At 69.2% G+C, this 16,027-nt stretch carries 12 protein-coding genes; 4 read left to right on the top strand and 8 right to left on the bottom strand.

Translation table 11 applies throughout. The features are described from left to right. The first annotated feature begins 32 nt into the window (after positions 1 to 32). Entirely contained in the window at positions 33 to 1,142 is a 1,110-nt protein-coding gene (locus tag ACN4JJ_RS13735) for a polyprenyl synthetase family protein (protein ID WP_440710453.1), read from the top strand. Here the strand turns inward: ACN4JJ_RS13735 and ACN4JJ_RS13740 are convergent. Further along, positions 1,139 to 1,480, bottom strand: coding sequence for an Rv2175c family DNA-binding protein (locus tag ACN4JJ_RS13740; RefSeq protein WP_440710454.1), 342 nt, complete (start codon positions 1,478 to 1,480; stop codon positions 1,139 to 1,141). The genes ACN4JJ_RS13735 and ACN4JJ_RS13740 overlap by 4 nt on opposite strands. A 135-nt stretch (positions 1,481 to 1,615) precedes the next feature. Here ACN4JJ_RS13740 and pknB point away from each other — a divergent pair, with 135 nt between their 5' ends. After that, the gene (pknB, locus tag ACN4JJ_RS13745; RefSeq protein WP_440710455.1) at positions 1,616 to 3,682 is read left to right on the top strand and encodes a Stk1 family PASTA domain-containing Ser/Thr kinase; all 2,067 of its coding nucleotides are present in this window, start codon (positions 1,616 to 1,618) and stop codon (positions 3,680 to 3,682) included. A gap of 233 nt (positions 3,683 to 3,915) precedes the next feature. Here pknB and ACN4JJ_RS13750 read toward each other — a convergent pair whose 3' ends face one another. The 3 genes from ACN4JJ_RS13750 to ACN4JJ_RS13760 are packed head-to-tail and all read right to left on the bottom strand — an operon-like array spanning position 3,916 to position 7,006. After that, the gene (locus ACN4JJ_RS13750) at positions 3,916 to 5,304 is read right to left on the bottom strand and encodes a class II 3-deoxy-7-phosphoheptulonate synthase (protein WP_440710456.1); all 1,389 of its coding nucleotides are present in this window, start codon (positions 5,302 to 5,304) and stop codon (positions 3,916 to 3,918) included. A gap of 26 nt (positions 5,305 to 5,330) precedes the next feature. Beyond that, positions 5,331 to 6,044 (bottom strand): lysophospholipid acyltransferase family protein, encoded by a 714-nt coding sequence (locus tag ACN4JJ_RS13755; protein WP_440710457.1) that lies wholly within the window; start codon positions 6,042 to 6,044, stop codon positions 5,331 to 5,333. 14 nt (positions 6,045 to 6,058) lie between these two features. Beyond that, positions 6,059 to 7,006 carry an ROK family glucokinase gene (locus ACN4JJ_RS13760; protein ID WP_440710458.1) on the bottom strand — a complete coding sequence of 316 codons (948 nt, stop codon included), beginning with the start codon at positions 7,004 to 7,006 and terminating at the stop codon, positions 6,059 to 6,061. Between the two features lie 103 nt (positions 7,007 to 7,109). Between ACN4JJ_RS13760 and ACN4JJ_RS13765 the strand changes: the two genes are divergently transcribed. Beyond that, complete coding sequence (locus ACN4JJ_RS13765) at positions 7,110 to 8,933, top strand: AMP-dependent synthetase/ligase (protein ID WP_440710459.1); 1,824 nt, start codon at positions 7,110 to 7,112, stop codon at positions 8,931 to 8,933. Between the two features lie 4 nt (positions 8,934 to 8,937). On the opposite strand, the gene ACN4JJ_RS13770 is transcribed toward ACN4JJ_RS13765, so the two are convergent. From ACN4JJ_RS13770 to ACN4JJ_RS13780, 3 genes are all read right to left on the bottom strand, one after another. Continuing rightward, positions 8,938 to 9,831, bottom strand: a complete 894-nt coding sequence (locus ACN4JJ_RS13770; protein WP_440710460.1) for a cell wall-binding repeat-containing protein — start codon at positions 9,829 to 9,831, stop codon at positions 8,938 to 8,940. 81 nt (positions 9,832 to 9,912) lie between these two features. Beyond that, on the bottom strand, positions 9,913 to 10,404 hold the full coding sequence (locus tag ACN4JJ_RS13775) for a peptide deformylase (protein ID WP_291052036.1): 492 nt from the start codon (positions 10,402 to 10,404) through the stop codon (positions 9,913 to 9,915). Positions 10,405 to 10,481: 77 nt separating this feature from the next. After that, positions 10,482 to 13,895 carry a pyruvate carboxylase gene (locus ACN4JJ_RS13780; protein WP_440710461.1) on the bottom strand — a complete coding sequence of 1,138 codons (3,414 nt, stop codon included), beginning with the start codon at positions 13,893 to 13,895 and terminating at the stop codon, positions 10,482 to 10,484. A 75-nt stretch (positions 13,896 to 13,970) separates the two neighbouring features. On the opposite strand from ACN4JJ_RS13780, the gene ACN4JJ_RS13785 reads away from it, so the two are divergent. Continuing rightward, complete coding sequence (locus tag ACN4JJ_RS13785) at positions 13,971 to 14,780, top strand: ParA family protein (protein WP_194681152.1); 810 nt, start codon at positions 13,971 to 13,973, stop codon at positions 14,778 to 14,780. A 576-nt stretch (positions 14,781 to 15,356) separates the two neighbouring features. On the opposite strand, the gene ACN4JJ_RS13790 is transcribed toward ACN4JJ_RS13785, so the two are convergent. After that, positions 15,357 to 15,905 (bottom strand): MerR family transcriptional regulator, encoded by a 549-nt coding sequence (locus ACN4JJ_RS13790; RefSeq protein WP_440710462.1) that lies wholly within the window; start codon positions 15,903 to 15,905, stop codon positions 15,357 to 15,359. Between the last annotated feature and the right edge of the window lie 122 nt (positions 15,906 to 16,027).

The raw sequence follows: 16,027 nt of genomic DNA on the forward strand, positions 1-16,027 counted from the left end.
TCTAGTGCGCTCGGTCTGGCTAGGCTAGGCGAGTGATGGAAAGCCCGCGCCTAGTCAATCTGGTCGAGACACGAATCAGCGAGTTCCTCGCGTCCCGGGACTCCATTCTCTTGCGGATCGCACCCGAGCTGGCCCCGTTCGCGACGTTCTCGCGGGATCTTCTCAGCGGTGGCAAGAGGTTCCGCGCCCAGTTCTGCTACTGGGGCTGGCGGGCGGTGTCGCCGGCCAACTCCGCGTCGGCCGTTCCGAGCGCGGGCGACCTCGACGCCCTGGTCGATCTCTGCGCCGGGTTGGAGCTGTTCCACGCCGCCGCGCTCGTGCACGACGACATCATCGACAACTCCGACACCCGCCGCGGCCGCCCCTCGGTGCACCGCCGGTTCGAGTCCCTGCACGCCGAGGAGGGCTGGCGGGGGCCCGGTCGCGGTTTCGGCGAGGGCAGCGCCATCCTGCTCGGCGACCTGCTGCTGGCCTGGAGCGACGAGCTCATCTCGCGTGCCATCCTGGGGGCTCCGAACGTGGACGCCCTGCTCGCCACCCGCGATGCGGTCGACCAGATGCGCACCGAGGTCACCCTCGGCCAGTACCTCGATCTGCTCGAGGAGCGCGCCTGGGCCGGGGTCGAGCTGCCGCAGGCGCTTGAGCGCGCCGAGCGCGTGATCGTCTACAAGTCGGCGAAGTACAGCGTGGAGGCGCCGCTGGTGATCGGCGCGACGCTGCGCGGAGCATCCGTCGAGCAGCTCGACAGCCTGCGCCGCTTCGGCCTGCCGCTCGGCATCGCGTTCCAGCTGCGCGACGACCTGCTCGGCGTGTTCGGCGACGCCGAGCGCACGGGAAAACCCTCCGGGGACGACCTGCGCGAGGGCAAGCGCACCGTGCTGGTGGCGCTCACCCGGGCGCGCTTGGATGCGTCATCCCGCCGCCTGTTCGACGAGCTGCTCGGCGACCCCGAGCTGAACGAGAGCCAGATCCGGATGCTGCAGCAGACCATGCGCGAGACCGGCGCGGTCCTCGAGGTCGAGACCATGATCGCCGACCGCACGAAGGCGGCCCTGCGCGAACTCGAGCGCGCGCCCTTCGGCGACACCGCCCGGGCAGAGCTCGCGTCGCTTGCCCGGGTGATCACCCAGCGCGAGAGCTAGAAGGCGAGCGCCTGGGCGATCCGCCGCACCTCGGCCTTGCGGCCGGCCCGCAGCGCGTCGATCGGCACCGCATCCAGCAGCTCGTTGGGCTCGAGCAGCCACTCCACGATCTCGTCGTCGCTGAAGCGGTTGTCGGTGAGCACGATGATGGTGCCGCGCAGTTCGGTCAGCGGCTCGCCGTCGCGCACGAAGCTGGCGGGAACCGACAGCACCCCGTCGCGCTTGACCCCCACCAGGTGGCGGTCTTCGATCAGTCGCCGTACGCGACTCGGGGTGAGGCCGAGCAGGTCGACGAGGTCGGGAACGGTCAGCCATTCGGTGGCGGGCAGATCAGTCACGAGTACAGATTGCCACGCATCCGGAGAACCGTGGTGATCCCGTTCCGTCACGAATGGATAAAGTTCGGCACCGGAACCCCCCGCTCGCAGTGTCTATACGGGGAAGTGGAGACGACGCTCTCTAGAGTGGAGGTCGTGACCAGCGCCCCACCCGACCCCATAATCGGACGTCTCATCGACGGCCGGTACCAGGTTCGGTCGCGCGTGGCGCGCGGCGGCATGGCGACGGTCTACCTCGCCACCGATCTGCGGCTCGAGCGCCAGGTCGCGATCAAGATCATGCACGGCCATCTGGCCGACGACGCCGCGTTCAAGGAGCGCTTCGTGCAGGAGGCCCGGTCGGCGGCCCGGCTCGCGCATCCGAACGTCGTGAACGTGTTCGACCAGGGTCAGGACACCGACATGGCCTACCTGGTGATGGAGTACCTGCCCGGCAAGACGCTGCGCGACATCCTCAAGGAGTACGGCAAGCTCACCACCGCGCAGACCATCGATGTGATGGACGCGGTGCTGGGCGGCCTCGCGGCGGCGCACAAGGCCGGCATCGTGCACCGCGACCTCAAGCCCGAGAACGTGCTGATGGCCGACGACGGGCGCATCAAGATCAGCGACTTCGGCCTGGCGCGCGCCGTCTCGGCCAACACCGCCACGGGCCAGGCGCTGCTCGGAACGATCGCCTACCTCTCCCCCGAGCTGCTCACCCGCGGCACGGCCGATGCCCGCAGCGACATCTACGCGGCCGGCATCATGATGTACGAGATGCTCGTCGGCGCGCAGCCCTTCGTGGGCGAGCAGCCGATGGCGATCGCGTTCCAGCACGCCAACGACCCGATGCCCGTGCCGAGCGCGGCGAACCGGGATGTTCCCGAACAGCTCGACGACCTGGTGCTGTGGGCGACGGCGAAAGACCCCGACGACCGGCCCAACGACGCACGCGAGATGCTGGAGCGCCTTCGTTCGGCCGAGAGCGAGATCGCCGGCAACCCCGTGCCGCACCATGCGACCGCGCGCACGGCGGTTCTGCCGCCGGCCACCTTCGACGCCGATCTCGACCAGGCGCAGACCCAGGTGCTGGAACAGCGACGCCGCACGGGTGCGACGAAGGTCGTGGGGGCCACCGCGGCCACGGTCGTGGCGTCCGCGGCCGTCGGCGCCGCCGCCGCCGGCCCCACCACCGTCTACGGCAGTGCCATCGCGCCGCCTGCCCCGCCCGCCGGTCCGCTCATCGGTCCCGGCGGCCCAGGCGGCGGTCCCACGCCGCCCTCGGCGCAGGACAGGCTGGCCCGCAAGGCGTCCTCGCGGCGCAAGCGCGGCTTCCTCATCTTCGCCCTCGTGCTGCTGCTCGCGGGTGCGCTCGGTGGCGGCGCCTGGTACTTCGCCGCCGGTCCCGGCGCGAACGTCACGGTGCCCGACGTGAGCGCCCTGACCCCGGATGACGCGATCGCCACGCTCCAGGGTCTCGAACTCGTTCCCACCCGAGCCGATCAGAACAGCCTCGCCGTGGCCGCCGGCAGCATCATCGGCACCGATCCGGCCAGTGGCAGCACGCTGTCCAAGGGCGCAGCCGTCACGGTCATCGTCTCGGCCGGGCCCCGGATGCTCGAGGTGCCGGCCCTGGCCGGTATGGCCGAGGCCGACGCGACAGCGGCCGTCCAGGCCGGCGAGTTCACCACCGCTCCCTCTCAGCAGCAGTTCAACGCCGACGTCGAGGCCGGCGTGGTGATCGCCGCACTCGGAGCCGACGGCCAACCCCTGGGCGCCACCTACCCCGAGCAGCAGCCGATCACGCTGGTCGTCTCGCTCGGTGCGATCCCGGATGTCGTCGGCCAGTCGCTCGACGACGCCAAAGCCACCCTCGCGGCGGTCGGCCTCACCGGTGTCGACGGGTCGCAGGACTTCAACGACGAGATCCCCGAGGGCCACGTCTACGAGGCGATCGCCCCCGAGGGCACCGTCGTCCCCGGCCAGAGCGTCACGCTCAACGTCTCGCGCGGTCCGGAGCCGGTCACGGTCCCCACCGACCTCAACGGCAAGTCCTGGACGGAGGCGAAGCCCATCCTCGAGAAGCTCGGCTTCGCCCTCCAGTACAACGCCGTCGCAGACGCCTTCCCCGACACCTTCAAGGTGAGCGCCACCGACCCCGCAGGAGGCGCGAGCGTCCCGAAGGGCTCCAAGATGACGGTCTCCTTCAGCGTCTTCTAGAACGCACAGAACACCTCGGAAGGCATACGAAGTCTCGGGCCGTACTCGACGACCCGAGGTGAGTGTGTGGCCGACGGATGCGACCGCAGGCCGCGTCCGTCGACCGCGTGCTCACATGTCGCGCTGCGCCGGGCAGGGACCGGCGCAGCCTGAGACGGCCGAGCGAAGCCCGGCCGCCTCAGCAGCTAGCACAGCGAGACAGTGTCAGTCCCAACACCTCCGCCGCACCACACCTAGCTCCGGGGCGAGCTGCCCGACGCCACGAGCTCCTCGGCCACCAGGAACGCGAGTTCCAGCGACTGCATGTGGTTCAGGCGCGGGTCGCAGAGCGACTCGTAGCGGGTGGCGAGGGTGTCCTCGTCGATGTGCTCCGAGCCGCCGAGGCACTCGGTGACGTCGTCACCGGTGAGCTCGACGTGGATGCCACCGGGGTGCGTTCCCGCGTCGCGGTGCGCCTCGAAGAAGCCCTTCACCTCGTCGACCACGTCGTCGAAGCGACGGGTCTTGTAGCCGTTGGGCGTGGTGAGGCCGTTGCCGTGCATCGGGTCGGTGACCCAGAGCGGCAGCGCATCCGAGGCCTTGATCGCCTCCAGCAGGGGCGGCAGGGCGTCGCGGATCTTGCCCGCGCCCATCCGCGTGATGAAGGTGAGGCGCCCGGGCTCGCGGTTCGGGTCGAGCTTGTCGATCAGCCGCAGCATGTCGTCGGCCGTGGTCGACGGGCCGAGCTTCACGCCGATCGGGTTGCGCACCCGCGACAGGAAGTCGACGTGCGCGCCGTCGAGGTCGCGCGTGCGCTCCCCGATCCACACGAAGTGCGACGAGGTGTTGTACGGCGTTCCGGTGCGCGAATCGATCCGGGTCATCGGCCGCTCGTAGTCGAACAGCAGGGCCTCGTGACTGACGTAGAACTCCGTGCGCTTCAGCGCCTCGAAGTCGGCGCCGCAGGCCACCATGAACTTGACGGCGCGATCGATCTCGCCGGCCAGCTGCTCGTAGCGCACGTTCGCCGGGTTCGAGGTGAAGCCCTTGTTCCAGGTGTGCACCTGACGCAGGTCGGCGAAACCGCCCTGCGTGAACGCGCGGATGAGGTTGAGCGTCGAGGCGGCCACGTGGTACCCGTCGAGCAGGCGCTGCGGGTTCGCGGTGCGCGACTCCGGTGTGAAGTCGTAGCCGTTCACGATGTCGCCGCGGTAGGCGGGCAGCGTGACACCGTCACGCGTCTCGGTGTCGCTGGAGCGGGGCTTCGCGAACTGACCGGCCATCCGGCCCATCTTGATGACGGGCATCGAGGCGCCGTAGGTGAGCACGACGGCCATCTGCAGGATCGTCTTGACGCGATCCTTGATCTGATCGGCGGTGGCACCGGCGAAGGTCTCGGCGCAGTCGCCGCCCTGCAGCAGGAACGCCTCACCGCGGGCCGCGCTGGCGAGCCGCTCGCGCAGGTTGTCGACCTCGCCCGCGAAGACGAGGGGCGGGAAGCTCGAGATCTCGCGCGAGACCGACTCGACCGCCAGGCGGTCGGGCCACTCCGGCTGCTGCTTCACCGGCAGGTCACGCCAATAGTCCAGACCCGCGATCACAGATTCATCCGCTTCGACGATCAGCTCTGTTGGATCTACCACTGGGTCCTGTTTCCTGTATCTATCTGTCAGGCGCGGGGTTGTTTCGCGCTCGGTCGCACGGCTCTCGTGCGTTTCTCCTTGACCGAAGTTGCATACACGTCCGCGTATTCCTGGCCTCCCAGGCGGTGCAGTTCGTACATGATCTCGTCGGTCACGGAGCGAAGGATGAATCGGTCGGATTCCAGCCCCTCGAACCTAGAGAAATCTAGTGGCTCGCCGATGATGATGCCAATCCGGCGGATCTTCGGGATCTTGCTGCCGATCGGCATCACCTTCTCGGTGTCGATCATGGCGACCGGGATGATGGGCACGTGCGCCTCGAGCACCATCCGGGCCACGCCCGTGCGGCCCCGGTACAGCTTCGCGTCGGGGCTGCGCGTGCCCTCGGGGTAGATGCCGAGCAGTTCACCGCGGCCGAGCACCGCCAGGCCCGTGTTGAGCGAGGCTTCGGAGGCCTTGCCGCCGGTGCGGTCGATCGAGAGCTGGCCGCTGGCGTTGAAGAACAGCCGCACGAAGAAGCCCTTGATGCCCTTGCCGGTGAAGTAGTCGCTCTTGGCGAGGAAGGACACGTGCCGGTCGACGATCACCGGCAGGAAGACCGAGTCGCTGAACGAGAGGTGGTTGGACGCCAGGATCGCTCCCCCGGTGGCGGGGATGTTCTCCAGGCCGATCACCCAGGGCCGGAAGAACGTCTTCAGCACCGGCGCGATGAGCAGGTATTTCGCGAGGAAGTAGAACATGACGGCTCGGCCCCTCAGATCGTCTCGGCGTAGTGGCGGGCGAGGTCGGCGGCACCGACGACGCCGGCATCGTTGACCAGTTGCGCGATCGCGAACTCGGGCTCCGGATGGTAGCCGCGCGCCGGGAGGGAGTCCAGGAAGGCGAGACGGATCGGCTCCAGCAGCTTGTCCCCCGCCTGGGCGACGCCGCCGCCGATCACGAACAGCTGGGGGTCGAGCACGGCCGCCAGGCTCGCGCAGGCCTGGCCGAGCGAGCTGCCGAGGGTGCGCAGGGCGGCGAGGGCGCCCGGGTCGTCGATCTCCACCAGTTCGCTCACGTCGAGACCGGTGAGCACGCCGTTGCGGCTGCGCACCGAGGCGAGCGCCTGGCCTATGCCGCCGGCATCCGCCAGCTCGTTGGCGATGCGCAGGAGCGCGCGGCCCGATCCGTACTGCTCGATGCAGCCGTGGGCGCCGCAGCCGCAGGGCAGCCCGCCCGGCACGAGCCGCAGGTGCCCGAGCTCGGCACCCGCACCGAAGCCGCCGCGGAACAGACGGTCGCCGCTGACGATCGCGCCGCCCACCCCGGTGCCGATGGTGAGGATGACCATGTCGCTGACCAGGCGCCCGGCCCCGAAGCGGAACTCGGCCCAGCCGGCGGCGTTGGCGTCGTTCTCGACCACGATGGTGATGCCCAGTCGCTTCTCGAGCTTCTCGCGGAAGGGCTCGTTGCGCCAGCTGATGTTGGGGGCGTAGTAGACGATGGACTGCGCCGCATCGATGAACCCGGCGGCGGCCACGCCGACGGCCGAGATCTCCTCGCCCTGCGAGAGGTACTGCACCATCTCGACGACCGTGTCCTCGATCACCTGCGGCTCGGAGGCGGAGGTGGGCCGGCGGTCGTGCTTCACGATGTGACCGAACTCGTCGACCACCGCTCCGGCGATCTTTGTGCCACCGATGTCGATTCCGATGGCCCGCATGATGATGTTCCTTGTCTCCCGGAGTGAACGCGTCCAGGGAAGCCTCGGACGCACCAAGTAGAGTGTAGATGAGATGCACTCGACCGGTACCGAAGGAGCTGCCGTGGACCAGTATTTCGTCCCTCCCGTTGTCCCCGCCGATCCCACGGCGAACGCCACCGACCTGCTCATCGAGCGGGTGCGGCTCACTCCCGACGAACCTCTCTTCGCCGTGCCCGAGGGCGCGGGATGGCGCGACGTCACCGCAGCCGAGTTCCTCACCCAGGTGCGTGCCGTGGCCAAGGGCCTCGTCGCCGCCGGCATCGAGCCGGGCGACAAGATCGGCCTGATGTGCAAGACCCGCTACGAGTGGACGCTGATCGACTTCGCCACCTGGTTCGCCGGGGCCGTGCTGGTGCCGATCTACGAGACCTCCTCGCCCACCCAGCTGCAGTGGAACATGAGCGACTCGGGTGCCACCGCCGTCATCCTGGAGACCGCCGACAACTTCGCCCGCTTCGACGAGGTGCACGCCGACCTGCCGCTGGTCACGCGCGTCTGGCAGGTCGACCTCGGCGATCTCGACAAGCTGGCCGCCTCCGGCTCGGCCGTCTCCGACGAGGAGATCGAGCGCCGTCGCTCGATCGCCGTCGGTTCGGATCTCGCCACGCTCATCTACACCTCGGGAACCACCGGGCGCCCCAAGGGCTGCATCCTCACCCACTCGAACTTCGTGGAACTCTCGCGCAACGCCGCCGTCAGCATGAAGGACATCGTTCGGCCGGGTGCCTCGACGCTCCTGTTCATCACCACGGCCCACGTCTTCGCGCGCTTCATCTCGATCCTGAGCGTGCACGGCGGCGTGAAGGTGGGCCACCAGGCCGACACCAAGCAGCTTCTGCCGGCGCTCGGCTCGTTCAAGCCGACCTTCCTGCTCGCCGTGCCCCGGGTGTTCGAGAAGGTCTACAACTCCTCCGAGCAGAAGGCCGAGACCGGCGGCAAGGGCAAGATCTTCCGCAGTGCCGCCCACGTCGCGGTCGAGCACTCCGAAGCGCTCGACGCCGGACACGTGCCGCTGGGACTGCGGCTCAAGTTCAAGCTGTTCGACCGACTCGTCTACTCCAAGCTGCGCACCGCGCTCGGCGGCCGGGTGCAGTACGCGGTCTCCGGATCCGCTCCGCTCGGTCACCGTCTGGGGCACTTCTACCGCAGCCTCGGCGTCACGATCCTCGAGGGCTACGGCCTGACCGAGACCACCGCGCCGGCCACGGTGAACCTCACCGACAAGTTCAAGATCGGTACGGTCGGCCCTGCGCTGCCGGGTGTCGGCATCAAGATCGCCGACGACGGCGAGATCCTCGTCTCGGGCATCAACGTGTTCGCCGGTTACTGGAAGAACGACGAGGCCACCGCCGAGGTGATGGATGGCGAGTGGTTCAAGACCGGCGACATCGGCGCGCTCGACGACGAGGGATTCCTCACCATCACCGGCCGCAAGAAGGAGATCATCGTCACGGCCGGTGGCAAGAACGTGGCTCCGGCCGCGCTCGAAGACCCGATCCGCGCCAACCCGCTGGTGGGTCAGGTGGTGGTCGTCGGCGATCAGAAGCCCTTCATCTCGGCGTTGATCACTCTCGACTCGGAGATGCTGCCCGTGTGGCTGGCCAACAACGGTCAGTCGGCGACGCTCACCGTCGACGAGGCTGCGGTGAACCCCGCCGTCTTGGCCGAGATCCAGCGCGAGGTCGACGCGGCCAACACGCTGGTCTCCCGTGCCGAGTCGATCCGCAAGTTCGTGGTGCTCACCTCGGACTTCACCGAGGCGAGCGGCCACCTCACCCCGAAGCTCACGATCAAGCGCAACGTCATCCTGAAGGACTTCGCGCCCGTGATCGAGGGCATCTACAACGCGGCCCCCGCCACCGAGGGCCAGTCCCTGGTGCACTGACCGGTCAGCAGGGCTTCAGGTCGTCTCCGATCGTGTCAGGTCCGCCCAGGATCACGATCTTCGCGGGAGCGAGGCGGGTGATCTCGGCGATGACGGCCTGCGGGATGCAGTCTTTCCGAACCAGGTAGATCGGGTTTCCGTTCTTCCCGGCCACGGGCGCCGCGCTCAGGGCATCCGGGAACACCAGCCCGCTCGCGAGGTACACGGTCGTCGACGCGATGAACGCCTCCTTGTTGATGGCCGCCGCGGCCTCGAAACGGTCGGCTCCGGATGCCCGCGTCACCGTATACTTCGCCGCCAGCGACGCCTGCAGGGCCGAGCTCACCGAGGCCGGACCACCCGCGATGCGCACGTTCGCCACGCCGAGATCGTCGAAGAAGCCGGCTTCGGCCGTCGTCAACGCACTCTCCGCACCATTGACCAGGAGGACCGGTCCGTTCACTGCCACGGCGGCCGGCGAGGCGGCCAGAGCGTCGGGGAAGGTGGCTCCCGAGGCCACGTAGACCCACGGCGTGCTCGGCACCCCGAAGTCGGGGCTGGCGATGAGGTTCCGTGAGACCTCGAAACGGTCGGCACCCCCGATGCGCGAGACGGCGGCATCCGGGATCTTCTCGATCAGTCTGTCGGCCACCGATTCGTTGACCGAGTTCGCGCCGCCGACGATCACGATGTGATCGGGGTTCAGGCGCTGCAGCTCGGCGAGCGTGCCCGCTGTGAGCACGGCCGCCGGAGTGAGCAGTAGCGGCGCATTGTGCAGGCCCGCGACCGACCCGGCGCTCAGCGCATCCGAGAACTTCTCGCCGCTCGCCAGGTACACCGTGTTCGCGGTCGTGAACGCCGCCTTCGACACCTGTACGGCCTGGTCGTAGCGATCGGTTCCCTGCACACGGCTCACCACCGGCGGAGTCAGGGCGGACGCCGGAGCAACGACTCCCGCCGCCGAGGCGGCGAGGAGCAGGGCGCCGAGCCCGAGAGCTATTCAGAACCAGGTCGACTCGCGCACCTGGCGCATGGCCTCGCGACGGGAGGGCTTGTCGAGGCGGTCGAGGTAGAGCAGGCCGTCGAGGTGGTCGGTCTCGTGCTGCAGCGCCTGCGCGAGCACGCCCGTGCCCGAGACCTCCACCGGGTTGCCGTCGAGGTCGATGCCGGTCGCCCGGGCGAAGGGGTAGCGCGCCGTCTTGAACCAGAGGTCGGGCACCGAGAGGCAGCCCTCGTCGACCAGCTCGGGCTCCCCCGACACCTCCACCAGCACCGGGTTCAGGATGTAGCCCACCTCGCCGTCGACGTTGTAGCTGAAGGCCCGCAGGTTCACCCCGATCTGGGAGGCCGCCACCCCGGCTCGTCCCGGCACCTTCACGCTGTCCAGCAGGTCGTCGACCAGCCCGCGCACGCGGTCGTCGATGACGCCGATCGGGTCGGACACGGTCTTCAGCACGGGGTCGCCGAACAGGCGGATCTCACGGACGGTCACAGCGGGAGTTCACTTTCGGTGGAGAGGTGATGCGGGGCCCGAGACCCACGACGAGCACGGGCCCCGCATCCGGATCATCAGGCGTTCGGCGAGACGACCACGATCAGGTCGCCGGCCTCCACCTGCTGGGTCTTCGGGATGGCGAGCCGGGTCACGGTTCCGGCGACGGGCGTGGTGATCGCCGCCTCCATCTTCATGGCCTCGATGGTGGCGACGGGGTCGCCGGCAGCCAGCACGGCGCCCTGCTCGACCTTGAGGGTCACCACGCCCGAGAACGGGGCGGGCACCTGGCCGGGGATCGCGGCATCCGCCTTCTCGGCCGCCTTCGACTCGACCTTCACGGAGCGGTCGCGCACGTTCACCGGGCGCAGCTGGCCGTTGAGCGTGGTCATGACCGTGCGGAAGCCCTTCTCGTCGACCTCGCCGATGGCCTCGAGGCCCACGAACAGGCGCACGCCCTTGTCGATCTCGACCACGTGCTCCGTGCCCTGGTTGAGGCCGTAGAGGTAGTCGACCGTGTCGACCACCGAGAGGTCGCCGAACTGCTCGCGCTGCTGGTCGAACGAGGCCGTGGGCGCCGGGAAAAGCAGGCGGTTCAGCGTCGACTGGCGGGTGCGCGAGTCGGACTCCGGGGCGATCGCCGCCGCATCCGCCTCGCTCAGCGGGGTCACGCCCACGTTCACCGTGCGCCCCTCGAGCACCTTCGACCGGAACGGCTCGGGCCATCCGCCGGGCAGCTCGCCCAGCTCGCCGGCCATGAAGCCGATCACCGAGTCGGGGATGTCGTAGTTGCCCGGGTTCTCGGCGAAGTCGGCCGGGTCGGCCTTCACCGCCGCGAGGTGCAGGGCGAGGTCGCCCACCACCTTCGAGGAGGGCGTCACCTTGGGGATGCGGCCCAGGATGCCGTTCGCGGCCGCGTAGAGATCCTCGATGCGCTCGAAGTCGTCGGCCAGGCCCAGTGCGATCGCCTGCTGGCGCAGGTTCGACAGCTGCCCGCCCGGGATCTCGTGCTTGTAGACGCGACCCGTCGGGCCCGGCAGCCCCGACTCGAACGGCCGGTAGACCTGGCGCACGGCTTCCCAGTACGGCTCGAGGTCGCCCACCGCCTGCAGCGAGAGGCCGGTGTCGCGCTCGGTGTGGGCCATGGCTGCCACGAGCGCCGAGAGCGAGGGCTGCGACGTGGTGCCCGACATGGGGGCGGATGCCACGTCGACGGCGTCCGCGCCGGCCGCGGATGCCGCCAGCAGCGTGGCCAGCTGGCCTCCCGCGGTGTCGTGCGTGTGCACGTGCACCGGCAGGTCGAAGCGCTCCCGGAGCGCAGTGACGAGCTTCCCGGCCGCAGCCGGGCGCAGCAGACCGGCCATGTCCTTGATCGCCAGCACGTGCGCCCCGGCGGCGACGATGTCGTCGGCGAGTCGCAGGTAGTAGTCGAGCGTGTAGAGGTCTTCGGCCGGGTCGAGGAGGTCGCCGGTGTAGCAGACCGCCACCTCGGCGACGGTCGTGCCGGTGGCGAGCACCGACTCGATCGCCGGGCGCATCTGCGACACGTCGTTCAAGGCGTCGAAGATACGGAAGACGTCGACGCCGGTGGCGGCGGCCTCGCGCACGAACGCATCCGTCACCTCGGTGGGGTACGGGGTGTAGCCGACCGTGTTGCGGCCGCGCAGCAGCATCTGGATGGCCACGTTCGGCAGCGCCTCCCGCAGCGTCGCCAGCCGCTCCCAGGGGTCTTCGCCGAGGAAACGCAGCGCCACGTCGTAGGTGGCACCGCCCCAGGCCTCGACCGAGAACAGCTCGGGCGTCAGGCGGGCCACGTAGGGGGCGACCGCCACGAGGTCGCGGGTGCGCACCCGGGTCGCCAGCAGCGACTGGTGGGCGTCGCGCATCGTGGTCTCGGTCACGGCCAGCGCCGTCTGCGCGCGCAGGGCTGCGGCGAAGCCGGTCGGGCCGAGTTCGAGCAGCTTCTGGCGCGACCCATCCGGGGCCGGCGTCGAGAGGTCGATCGAGGGCAGCTTGGCCGAGGGCTCGACCGAACCCACACGGGCACCGTTGGGCTGGTTCACCGTCACGTCGGCGAGGTAGTTCAGCACCTTGGATCCGCGGTCCTTCGACTCGCGGCCGGCCAGCAGCTCGGGTCGCTCGTCGATGAAGCTCGTGCTGAGGTCACCCGCGGCGAACGAGGGATCGTCGAGCACGCCCTGGAGGAAGGGGATGTTCGTGGAGACGCCCCGGATGCGGAACTCGGCCAGCGCACGGCGGGCCCGGCGCACCGCGGTCGGGAAGTCACGGCCACGGCAGGTCATCTTGGCCAGCATCGAGTCGAAGTGCGGGCTGATCTGGGCGCCCACCGAGACGGTGCCGCCGTCGAGCCGCACACCCGCGCCGCCCGGCGAGCGGTACGCACCGATCTTGCCGGTGTCGGGGCGGAAACCGGCCGACGGGTCCTCCGTGGTGATGCGGCACTGCAGGGCGGCGCCGTGCAGCACGATGTCCTCCTGGTGCAGGCCCAGGTCGTCGAAGGTGCTGCCGCTCGCGATGAGCATCTGCGACTGCACGAGGTCGACGTCGGTGACCTCTTCGGTCACCGTATGCTCCACCTGGATGCGCGGGTTCATCTCGATGAACACGTGCTCGCCGGCCCGCGGGCCGACCGTGTCGACCAGGAACTCCACCGTTCCCGCGTTCACGTAACCGATCGAGCGGGCGAACTTGATGGCATCCGAGTGCAGGGCCTCACGCAGCTCGTCGGAGATGTTCGGGGCCGGCGCGATCTCGACGACCTTCTGGTTGCGGCGCTGCACCGAGCAGTCGCGCTCGAACAGGTGCAGGGTCTCCCCCGCGCCGTCGGCCAGGATCTGCACTTCGATGTGCCGGGGGCGCAGCACCGCCTGCTCCAGGAACATGGTCGGGTCGCCGAACGCGCTGTCGGCCTCGCGCATGGCCGCTTCGAGGGCGTCGCGCAGGTCTTCCTTGCTCTCGACCCGGCGCATCCCGCGCCCGCCGCCGCCGGCGACGGCCTTGGCGAAGATGGGGAAGCCGATGTCGTCGGCGCCGGCCAGCAGCTCCTCGATGTCACGGGTGGCAGGTGTGGAGCGCAGCACCGGGACGCCGGCCGCGATCGCGTGCTCCTTCGCCGTGACCTTGTTGCCGGCCATCTCGAGCACGTGCTCGCCCGGGCCGATGAAGGTGATGCCGTTCTCCGCGGCCGCCTTCGCCAGCTCGGGGTTCTCGGAGAGGAAGCCGTAGCCGGGGTAGATGGCGTCGGCGCCGCTCTCCTTGGCCACACGGATGATCTCGGACACATCGAGGTAGGCGCGCACCGGATGCCCGACCTCCCCGATCTGGTAGGCCTCATCGGCCTTGAGGCGATGCAGGGAATTGCGGTCTTCGTAGGGGAACACCGCGACCGTCTTGGCGCCTAGTTCATAGGCAGCCCGGAACGCGCGGATCGCGATCTCGCCGCGGTTGGCAACAAGGATCTTCGTGAACATCGAGACCTTTCAGGCGCATGCGCGTACAGCGAACAGTTAGGTTCTCTAAGCCTAGTGAAGGTAACGTTGGGGATTGTGCATGTACTCAGCGTCTCTTCCCTCAAGGGGGGTGTGGGCAAGACCACAGTGACGCTCGGTCTCGCTTCCGCCGCCTTCGCCAAGGGATTGCGAACCCTCGTCGTCGACCTCGACCCGCAGTCGGACGTCTCCACCGGCATGGATATCCGTGTCGCCGGGCATCTCAACGTGGCCGATGTGCTGGCCTCGCCCAAGGAGAAGGTCGTCCGTGCGGCGATCGCTCCCTCGGGCTGGACCAAAGACCGCGGTGGCAAGATCGACGTCCTGATCGGCAGCCCCTCCGCCCTCAACTTCGACGGGCCCCACCCGTCGATCCGCGACATCTGGAAGCTCGAAGAGGCCCTCGCCACGGTCGAGTCGGAGTACGACCTCGTGCTGATCGACTGCGCCCCTTCGCTGAACGCGTTGACGCGCACGGCGTGGGCGGCATCCGACCGCGTCTCGGTGGTCACCGAGCCCGGCCTGTTCTCGGTCGCTGCCGCCGACCGCGCGCTGCGGGCGATCGAGGAGATCCGTCGCGGCCTCTCCCCCCGCCTCCAGCCGCTCGGCATCATCGTGAACCGCGTGCGCTCGCAGTCGCTCGAGCACCAGTTCCGCATCAAGGAGCTGCGCGACATGTTCGGCCCTCTGGTGCTCTCGCCTCAGCTCCCCGAGCGAACCTCCCTCCAGCAGGCCCAGGGTGCCGCCAAGCCCCTGCACGTCTGGCCCGGTGAGGGCGCCCAGGAGATGGCCCGCAACTTCGACCTCCTGCTGGAGCGCGTGATGCGTACCGGCCGCGTCGGCGAGTACGCCGACCTCAAGGCCTAGGGTCCCGCCGGCGCGTCAGCCAGGACACGGCGGCGGTTGCGCGTTAGTGGTTGTCCGTAGCGACGGCGCGTCAGCGGTTGCGCGTCAGCCAGGTCACGGTGGATGTTGCGCGTAGCGATTGCGCGTTAGCCAGGACACGGCGGCGGTTGCGCGTAGCGATGGCGCGTTAGCGGTAATACGTGGGTGGCTTGTCCGGCTGTGCTAGCTGCCGGTGGCGCCGGGCTTCGCTCGGCGTCACCGGGCGGCGCCGGTCCCTGCCCGGCGCCGCGCGACATGTGAGCGCGCGGTCGAACGACCCGGCCTGCGGTCGGGCCGTTCGGCCACACGCTCACCTTGGGTCGTCGAAAAAGGCCCGAGACTCGAGACACGTCCCGAGGAACTTCGAAGGTGCAACTTCGTTTTCGTACCGACGTGTTGGCGAAGCGAGGGGCCGTACTCGACGACCCAGGGTGAGTGGGTGGCCGACGGGTGCGACCGCAGGCCGCGCCCGGCGACCGCGCGCTCACATGTCGCGCTGCGCCGGGCAGGGACCGGCGCAACCCGTCACGGCCGAGCGAAGCCCGGCCGCGACGGCAACTACACAGCCTTGCGCGCGGAGCGCCGTGCGGCGAGCTCGTCTTGCGGGTCGGCGACCACACTGTCGAGCTCGACGAGGGAGTTCTCGACCTCGCGGAGCACCTTGCCGACGGCGATGCCGAAGACGCCCTGGCCGCGGCTGACGAGGTCGATGACCTCGTCGTTGGAAGTGCAGAGGTAGACGCTGGCGCCGTCGGACATCAGGGTCGTCTGCGCCAGGTCGTTGATGCCGGATTCGCGCAGCTGGTTGATGGCCGTGCGGATCTGCTGCAGCGAGATGCCCGTGTCGAGCAGGCGCTTGACGAGCTTGAGAACCAGGATGTCGCGGAAACCGTAGAGTCGCTGCGAACCGGAACCGGCCGCACCGCGCACGGTGGGCTCGACGAGCGCGGTGCGCGCCCAGTAGTCGAGCTGGCGGTAGGTGATTCCGGCGGCGCGGGCCGCGACAGCACCCCGGTAGCCGGCGGCCTGATCGAGGTCGGGCAGCCCGTCCGTGAAGAGGAGGCCGAGATCGTAGCGAGAATCGTCGTTCTTGCTTATCTCGTTCATCAGGGCCTTCCATGGTGCGAGCACCGGGACATCCGGAACTCGTGTTCTGTGACCACGCTAGCGATGCCGGGACCCCGGGGCAACGACATCCCACTTCTGCCCCCGGCGTGTCGCCGTGGCGG

Origin of the sequence: Herbiconiux dendrobii (assembly GCF_052048175.1) — a bacterium.
Taxonomy (GTDB): Bacteria; Actinomycetota; Actinomycetes; order Actinomycetales; family Microbacteriaceae; genus Herbiconiux.

Bases quoted from the DNA above. Each gene is read 5' to 3' on its own strand.
- ACN4JJ_RS13790 (WP_440710462.1), bottom strand. From the start codon at position 15,905: ATGAACGAGATAAGCAAGAACGACGATTCTCGCTACGATCTCGGCCTC.
- ACN4JJ_RS13780 (WP_440710461.1), bottom strand. From the start codon at position 13,895: ATGTTCACGAAGATCCTTGTTGCCAACCGCGGCGAGATCGCGATCCGC.
- ACN4JJ_RS13755 (WP_440710457.1), bottom strand. From the start codon at position 6,044: ATGTTCTACTTCCTCGCGAAATACCTGCTCATCGCGCCGGTGCTGAAG.
- ACN4JJ_RS13760 (WP_440710458.1), bottom strand. From the start codon at position 7,006: ATGCGGGCCATCGGAATCGACATCGGTGGCACAAAGATCGCCGGAGCG.